This window comes from Microcoleus sp. K5-D4 (assembly GCF_036704575.1).
Lineage (GTDB): Bacteria > Cyanobacteriota > Cyanobacteriia > Cyanobacteriales > Microcoleaceae > Microcoleus.
Map to the genome: position 1 here is coordinate 1 of NZ_JAUBSD010000158.1, position 7101 is coordinate 7101.

Here is a 7101-nt window from a genome sequence, read left to right on the forward strand (position 1 = left end):
TTTTCTTGTTTTATTGACCCTACATTAGATTCTTCTGAGTCCTTGTGTCAAGCCTAATTGAGATGCTCTTACCCTGCAACAATCCGGTACGATCGCATTTGTAGAACAGGATGAATTGCAGGCATTAATCCACATATATGAAACTCGACTATTGCGACAAGCTCAAGCCTTAAATGAAGCTGTGCGGCGCGGCTTGATCGAACCATTAAAAGGATAAGGAAAATGGCGATTTCCGAACAAGTGCGATCCAGAGTTCGCGCACAAGCTCAAAACCGATGCGGTTATTGTCGCAGTTTACAAATGTATGTTTTGGGAATTTTGGGAATTGACCATATTATTCGTAAAGCGATTGGCGGTAGTGACGAGGAAGAAAATCTCTGGCTGGCTTGTAGTCTGTGCAATAATTACAAAGGAACCCAAACTGAGGCATTCGATCCGGTAACGCAAAAGCACGTTAAGTTGTTTAATCCGCGCACTCAACAAGGGTCACAAAATTTTGCTTGGAGTGAAGACGCTACAGAAATTATTGGACTTACAGATTGCGGTCGCGCAACAGTAACAGCACTACAACTAAACAATCCTATTGCTGTTACTGTCAGGCGTCAGTGGGTTGGTGCTGGATGGCATCCGCTCACAGACATTTCTCCTTAAAAGGTTTGAGAGTCACAAATGGTCGATCGCACATATCGCCTTTCTAGCTGAGGAGATTTTAGACCAGCGCGAGGTCAGGGATATGGGGTTTGGGCGATCGATCGGGCAAATGATATCAAACTGACTAATTTAACTCAAATGAATACGCTCGTCAGTGCAAATTATGTAAAAAAGAGCGATCGCACTTTCATCGAGGTATTGAGAAACGTGCGATCGCTCTTTTGTCCGGGATTGGGAAAAATGGCGATCGCCCATCAATTTTGTTACCTCCTTACCTCCACCAACACCTAGAATGATGAATCGATTATTTCTACGAAACTCTCTAATTGCCCGCGGCACCCCCAGCCACACCCGCACCCAAGCGCCACTCAGCAGTCACCGTTGACATGGAAGCCCTCACTCACCGCTATAAGCTATAGCTAGCAGCAGAATTAATCCACAACGTTTTGCAAGAAACCTAACTAATAGGGATATCGCCCTACAATATAAAATACATACATAATTCATAAATCAAATAAGCTCTATGACAATCCCAGAATTAGAAGCGCAACTCTTAGCCTTAACGCCGATCGACAAAGCTGAGGCAATCAGCATCTTAACTCAAAGCCTGAAAAACAGCGGACGCCCGATTACAAAAACTCCCGGCGTGATGGGCGGCGATGCTTGTATTGACAATACTCGCATTCCCGTTTGGTTGCTCGCAAGCTATCGCAATGAGGGCGCTACCGATGCTTTTATCCTAGATTGCTATCCCCATCTGAGTGCCGCTGATTTAGTAAATGTTTGGGCTTATGCTGAAGCTTACCCTGACGAAATTGAGGAAGCAATGAGACTGCAAGACGAGGCCGACGAGATTTTAGATACACCTGAAAATATCCAATAAACCTATGGCGCGTATCTATGCAGACGAACACTTTCCCCGGCAAGTCGTGCAAAATCTACGCTCTTTGGGGCATGATGTCTTGACTGTTCAACAAGCAGGAAACGCTGGACTGCCTGATGAGGATGTATTAGCATTTGCGATCGTTGAAAATCGGGCGGTTTTGACTGTCAACCGACGCGATTTCTTTCAACTGCACAAGCTGCAACCTGACCACTGCGGTATTATTGCCTGCACGCGAGATGACGATATTGCTAGACTGACTGCTAATATTAATGATGCGATATCTATCGCTCAGACATTGACGGGAAAAGTGATTCGAGTCTATCGTTATGGGCCGCCGTCTATATCTTAATTGCATTCAAGAGACCTTATGCCCTACTATACTCAAGCCGAATTTTAAGGACTGAAGTTTTTAATACAAACCTAAATTTGTGCAGTATTTTACCAACAAAAAAACCGGGCGGGCACGGGGACACCGCCCCTACACCGTCCGGGTTTCTCGATCAGTGAAAACTACACTAAACTCAAGTTGTCTTCTTCTTCGTCGCAGTCGCAGTCGCCGCCTTCTTAGTAGTCGTTTTCTTCGCCGCAGTCGCCGTCTTCTTAGCAGTAGTTTTCTTCGCCGCAGTCTTCTCAGTTGCAGTCTCCGACTTCGCCGCCGCAGTCTTAGTAGACTTCTTCGACTTGCTGCTAGATTTACCGCCTCCCGCTGCTTCCTTAGTTGCTAACAATTCCAGTGCTCTTTGCAAGGTGAAATTCTCCACAGATTCATCCTTCGACAAAGAAGCATTGATATCGCCGTGTTTCACGTAGGGGCCGTAGCGGCCATCGTAAACATTGATCGGTTCTCCCGACTCTGGATGCGCGCCCAATTCCTTCAAAGGTGTGGCTGATTTGCTGCGGCCGCGGGCGGCTTTCGGCTGCGATAATAACTCTAATGCCCGATCGAGCCCTATAGTCAAAACATCATCCGGCGGTTTGATCGATCGATAATCTTTCCCCACCTTACCCTGGTCGTGCACCACATAAGGCCCGTACATCCCCAAATTAGCTTGCACCTTCGCCCCCGTCTCCGGGTGAGTGCCCAACAACCGAGGTAAAGTCAACAAACTCACCGCCATATCCAGCGTCACGCTGTCCTTATCCGTCCCCTTCGGTAAAGAAGCCCGCTTCGGTTTCTTGTTCGTTTCCGAAACTTCCCCTAACTGAACGTATGGCCCATAACTGCCAATCAGCACATAAATCGGTTCCCCGGTTTCTGGGTGAAGACCCAATTTTTCCGGGCCTTCGGTTTTTTGCTTTAACAGAAACTCCACTTGTTCCGGGTCTAAATCTGCCGGCGTCAAATCTTGGGGAATCGATGCTTTTACCAAGCCTTCTTCGCTTTCAGATTCCAGGTAGGCGCCGAATTTGCCGATGCAAACTTTAGCAGAGAGATTCTCCAATACCACAGTTCGGGCAACTTTCGCATCAATCTGACTTTCCTGTTCTTTAACTTGGGTTGCGAGGCCGGTTTCCCCTGTATAAAACTTTTGCAAATACGGCAGCCATTTCGCCTCGCCGGTGGCAATTTCATCGAGGGTTTGTTCCATTCGGGAAGTAAAACCGGTGTCTACTAAATCGGGAAAATGTGTTTCCAATAAAGTCGTGACGGCGAAAGCGGTGAATGTCGGAATTAGGGCATTAGCTATTAATTTGGCATATCCGCGATCGACAATTGTACCGATAATACTCGCATAGGTACTCGGACGGCCCACACCTTCGCTTTCAAGCATTTTGACCAGAGAAGCTTCCGTGTAGCGGGCGGGAGGTTGAGTTTCGTGCCCAACTGCCTCTAAATCCTTACAATTAGGTTTATCCCCCACCTTCAGCGCCGGCAAAATCACCTCTTGGTCTTCCAACGCCGCATTCGGATCGTCGGAACCTTCGACGTAGGCGCGCAAAAAGCCGGGAAAATCAATGCGTTTGCCGCTGGAACGGAAACCGGCATCTTCTACCTGAGTTAATACAGTGACGTGAGTTTGGCGGGAATCGGCCATTTGAGAAGCGACTGTCCGCTTCCAAATCAAATCATAGAGGCGGAAATCAATCCCATCCAATCCCGTTTGCTGCGGAGTCCGAAAAGTGCTGCCGGCGGGACGGATAGCTTCGTGGGCTTCCTGCGCGCCTTTGCTTTTCGTGGTGTATTTGCGCGGTTGGGGGCTGAGGTATTCGCTGCCGTAAAGTTCTTGCACGCAACTGCGCGCCGCTTCGATCGCCTGTTCGGACAAATGCACCGAATCCGTCCGCATATAGGTGATAAAACCGCGTTCGTAGAGACCTTGGGCAATTCGCATGGTTTCCCGCGCACCCAGCCGCAGCTTGCGGTTAGCTTCCTGCTGCAAAGTCGAGGTCGTAAACGGCGGCGACGGTTTGCGGGTGACTGGCCGTTCTTCGATATTGCCGACCGTCCAGGGTTTGTTTTGAATGCGTGAAAGTAAAGCCCGCGCCTGTTCTTCGTTGAGCAAAAGTACGCGCCGGCCTGCGATAATTTGCCCGGTATTTTCATCAAAATCGCTGCCATTTGCAACTTTCACATTGCCGACAGTCACGAGTTTGGCATCAAAGGAAATCTTGCCCTTTTCCAAAAGGGCTTTTAAATCCCAGTAACTACCTTGGCGGAAAGCGCGGCGTTCGCGTTCCCGGCGCACCAAAAGCCTGACTGCGACTGACTGCACTCTACCAGCGGACAAACCCCAAGCGATTTTTTTCCACAGTAACGGGGAGAGTGTGTAACCGACGAGTCTATCGAGAATTCGGCGAGTTTCTTGGGCTTGTACTACTCGATTATCGATATCGCGGCAGTGGGTTAAGGCGTCGCGGATTGCTTCGCGGGTGATTTCGTGAAACACCATCCGCTTGATGGGCACTTTGGGTTTGAGGATTTGCAGCAAATGCCAGGAAATGCTTTCGCCTTCTCGGTCTTCGTCAGTGGCTAGTATCAGTTCTGTGGCGTCTTTGAGGGCGTCTTTGAGTTCTTTAACAATTTTCTTTTTATCTTTCGGGATGACGTAGAGGGGTTCAAAGTCTGCCTCCACGTTTACGCCCAATTGCGCCCATTTTTCTCCTTTAACGGCTTCTGGTATTTCTTCGGCGGAGGATGGTAGGTCGCGGACATGGCCCATCGATGCCTCTACACGGTAGGTGGAGGGCAGGAAGTTGCGGATGGTGCGGGCTTTGGTCGGAGATTCGACGATGACTAAGGTTGACATGGCATCTTTTAAATATGGATGGCAGCGCAGCTAGAGGGTCTAAGTTAGAGAGTTTAGGTCAGATGTCAAGGCTTCTTTCAACTTTGGGCGATTATTTTCAAACTACCTTAATTTTTAACTTACTGCCGATCGGGTGGCAGGTGACAATGTGATGGGATTTTACTGCTTTGGGGGCAGAGGCTGCGAATCACGTCTCTACAAGATGCACCGGATGATGACCTGACTTTAGCAGAATTGTCGGTAACTGGATGTTGAGACTGCTGGATGCGGGCGGATGGTTCCTCAATCTGGTTGTAACTTGAAGGTTGGGGCGATAGATTTTAGATTTTAGATTTTAGATTGGGAAAGATTTACTGACTAGAGGTTTGGGGCTTTGGTACAGTACGCTGTGCAGCATCAGCGTTGCGAGCGAAAAAAAAGCAATCACAGGGGATTAAAATTACTTGAGCGATCGAGCAATTCGATGAATAATTCTATGACATTTGAATTCGACCATCTTTTCATCCTTACTGATATTGGTGCTTCGGAAGCTAATCGTTTATCATCCTTCGGTTTAGTTGAGGGTGGATCTCGCATTCATCACGGACAAGGTACAGCCAATCGCTGTTTCTTTTTCCATAACGCAATGTTGGAATTGTTATGGGTTCACGATCCAGAAGAGGCGAAGTCTGAGCCAATTCATCAGACTCGTCTTTGGGAGCGATCGACAAATCGGAATAATGGTGCGTGTCCATTTGGCATCTGTTTGCGTTCAGCCAAAGGTTCTGAGGACACAGTTGCATTTTCAAGTTGGGCATATCGTCCACCTTATTTATCTGAAACGATGAGTATCGCAGTAGGAACAAATAGTGATGTGTTGACTGAGCCCATGCTTTTCCAAATTTCCTTTGGTAAACGTCCCGATCAATACTCTGCTGATAAGTCACAGCCTTTGGATCATGGTGTTGGTTTCCGGGAAATTACTCGTGTAGAATTAGTCAGTCCTGCTGCCAATAACCCGTCACCTGAACTTCAAGCAGTGCTTGAGACAAATCAATTAAAGTTGCGAATAGGAACCGAGTATTTTGTCGAGCTTGGTTTTGATGGAGAAGTGCAGGGACAACAGGTAGATTTCCGACCTGGATTGCCGCTTATTATCAGTTGGTAATCAAAACCTGTAAAACAATTAATAATATGGCTTCAGTATCCAACGAACTGCGATATTTCGTACAGAACGCCCACTGACAATTGCAGGAACATTAGAGGCCATTGAGAATTTTGCAAGTTGGCTGAGTAAACTAGAGATATAGTAACCCCCAATTTATTGAGAACTGGAAAATGGAGACAATTACTGACCTGCCAGGGTATCGCATAACAGAACAACTCTATGCAGGATCTCGCACTTTAGTCTATCGCGGTGTCCGGGAGAGCGATCGCACTCCAGTCGTCATCAAACTGCTGCGAAACGAATACCCCAGCTTCAGCGAACTGCTGCAATTCCGCAACCAGTACACCATCGCCAAAAATCTACGTCTGCCTGGAGTGGTTGAACCCCTCGATTTAGCACCTTACAAAAACGCCTATGCTTTAATAATGGAGGACTTTGGAGGAGTTTCCCTATCTACTTATATCCCGGCAGCAACTGATAAAAACCAACCCGATAAATCTGTATCTTTAGAAGACTTTCTCAACCTAGCCAGGGAACTAGCAAATATTCTCCACTCTCTCTACCAAAACCGAGTTATTCATAAAGATATCAAACCCGCCAATATTCTGATTAACCCACATAGCCAACAAATTAAACTCATTGACTTCAGTATTTCTTCCCTGCTGCCGAGAGAAACCCAGGAAATCCAGAATCCCAACACCCTCGAAGGAACCTTAGCTTATCTCTCCCCAGAAAAAACAGGAAGAATGAATCGAGGCATTGACTATCGGAGTGACTTTTATTCCCTTGGTGTGACCTTCTATGAATTGTTGACAACACAGTTACCCTTCGAGTCAGATGATCCAATGGAGTTAGTGCATTGTCATCTAGCCAAACAGCCGATTCCGGTACATCAAATCAAGCCAGAAGTTCCCCTAATTTTATCCCAAATTGTTAGTAAACTGATGGCAAAGAATGCCGAAAATCGCTATCAGAGTGCATTAGGACTGAAACACGATTTAGAGATTTGTCTTGCTCAATTACAAAACACGGGTAACATTGAGACGTTTGCATTGGGAACGCGGGATATTACAGACCATTTCCTCATCCCCGAAAAACTCTACGGCAGAGAAACAGAAGTTGAAACCTTATTAGCAGCCTTTGAGCGAGTCAGCAGGGGCAGCACCGAA

The 7101-nt window shown here is 47.2% G+C and carries 7 protein-coding genes; 6 read left to right on the top strand and 1 reads right to left on the bottom strand.

Annotated features, from left to right (window positions below; translation table 11 throughout):
• Positions 1 to 222 precede the first annotated feature (222 nt).
• The 4 genes from QUA77_RS28310 (at position 223) to QUA77_RS28325 (ending at position 1886) form a co-directional block, all read left to right on the top strand.
• A complete protein-coding gene (locus QUA77_RS28310; RefSeq protein WP_333453917.1) occupies positions 223 to 651 on the top strand; it encodes an HNH endonuclease in 429 nt (142 codons plus the stop codon).
• Between the two features lie 138 nt (positions 652 to 789).
• Entirely contained in the window at positions 790 to 942 is a 153-nt protein-coding gene (locus QUA77_RS28315; RefSeq protein WP_333041746.1) for a hypothetical protein, read from the top strand.
• 232 nt (positions 943 to 1174) lie between these two features.
• Positions 1175 to 1534, top strand: coding sequence for a DUF433 domain-containing protein (locus tag QUA77_RS28320; protein ID WP_333085201.1), 360 nt, complete (start codon positions 1175 to 1177; stop codon positions 1532 to 1534).
• 4 nt (positions 1535 to 1538) lie between these two features.
• On the top strand, positions 1539 to 1886 hold the full coding sequence (locus tag QUA77_RS28325) for a DUF5615 family PIN-like protein (RefSeq protein ID WP_333085200.1): 348 nt from the start codon (positions 1539 to 1541) through the stop codon (positions 1884 to 1886).
• 172 nt (positions 1887 to 2058) lie between these two features.
• On the opposite strand, the gene topA is transcribed toward QUA77_RS28325, so the two are convergent.
• Positions 2059 to 4785, bottom strand: a complete 2727-nt coding sequence (gene topA / locus QUA77_RS28330; protein ID WP_333453919.1) for a type I DNA topoisomerase — start codon at positions 4783 to 4785, stop codon at positions 2059 to 2061.
• Positions 4786 to 5248: 463 nt separating this feature from the next.
• On the opposite strand from topA, the gene QUA77_RS28335 reads away from it, so the two are divergent.
• Together QUA77_RS28335 and QUA77_RS28340 are read left to right on the top strand one after the other, a co-directional pair.
• On the top strand, positions 5249 to 5932 hold the full coding sequence (locus QUA77_RS28335) for a VOC family protein (RefSeq protein ID WP_333453921.1): 684 nt from the start codon (positions 5249 to 5251) through the stop codon (positions 5930 to 5932).
• Between the two features lie 170 nt (positions 5933 to 6102).
• Positions 6103 to 7101, top strand: a 999-nt coding sequence (locus tag QUA77_RS28340) for a protein kinase domain-containing protein (protein ID WP_333119891.1), incomplete at its 3' end; no start/stop codon positions are given.

Coding starts and splice junctions, on each gene's coding strand:
- QUA77_RS28315 (WP_333041746.1), top strand. CDS start 790: ATGAATACGCTCGTCAGTGCAAATTATGTAAAAAAGAGCGATCGCACT.
- QUA77_RS28325 (WP_333085200.1), top strand. CDS start 1,539: ATGGCGCGTATCTATGCAGACGAACACTTTCCCCGGCAAGTCGTGCAA.
- QUA77_RS28320 (WP_333085201.1), top strand. CDS start 1,175: ATGACAATCCCAGAATTAGAAGCGCAACTCTTAGCCTTAACGCCGATC.
- QUA77_RS28310 (WP_333453917.1), top strand. CDS start 223: ATGGCGATTTCCGAACAAGTGCGATCCAGAGTTCGCGCACAAGCTCAA.
- QUA77_RS28335 (WP_333453921.1), top strand. CDS start 5,249: ATGAATAATTCTATGACATTTGAATTCGACCATCTTTTCATCCTTACT.
- topA (WP_333453919.1), bottom strand. CDS start 4,785: ATGTCAACCTTAGTCATCGTCGAATCTCCGACCAAAGCCCGCACCATC.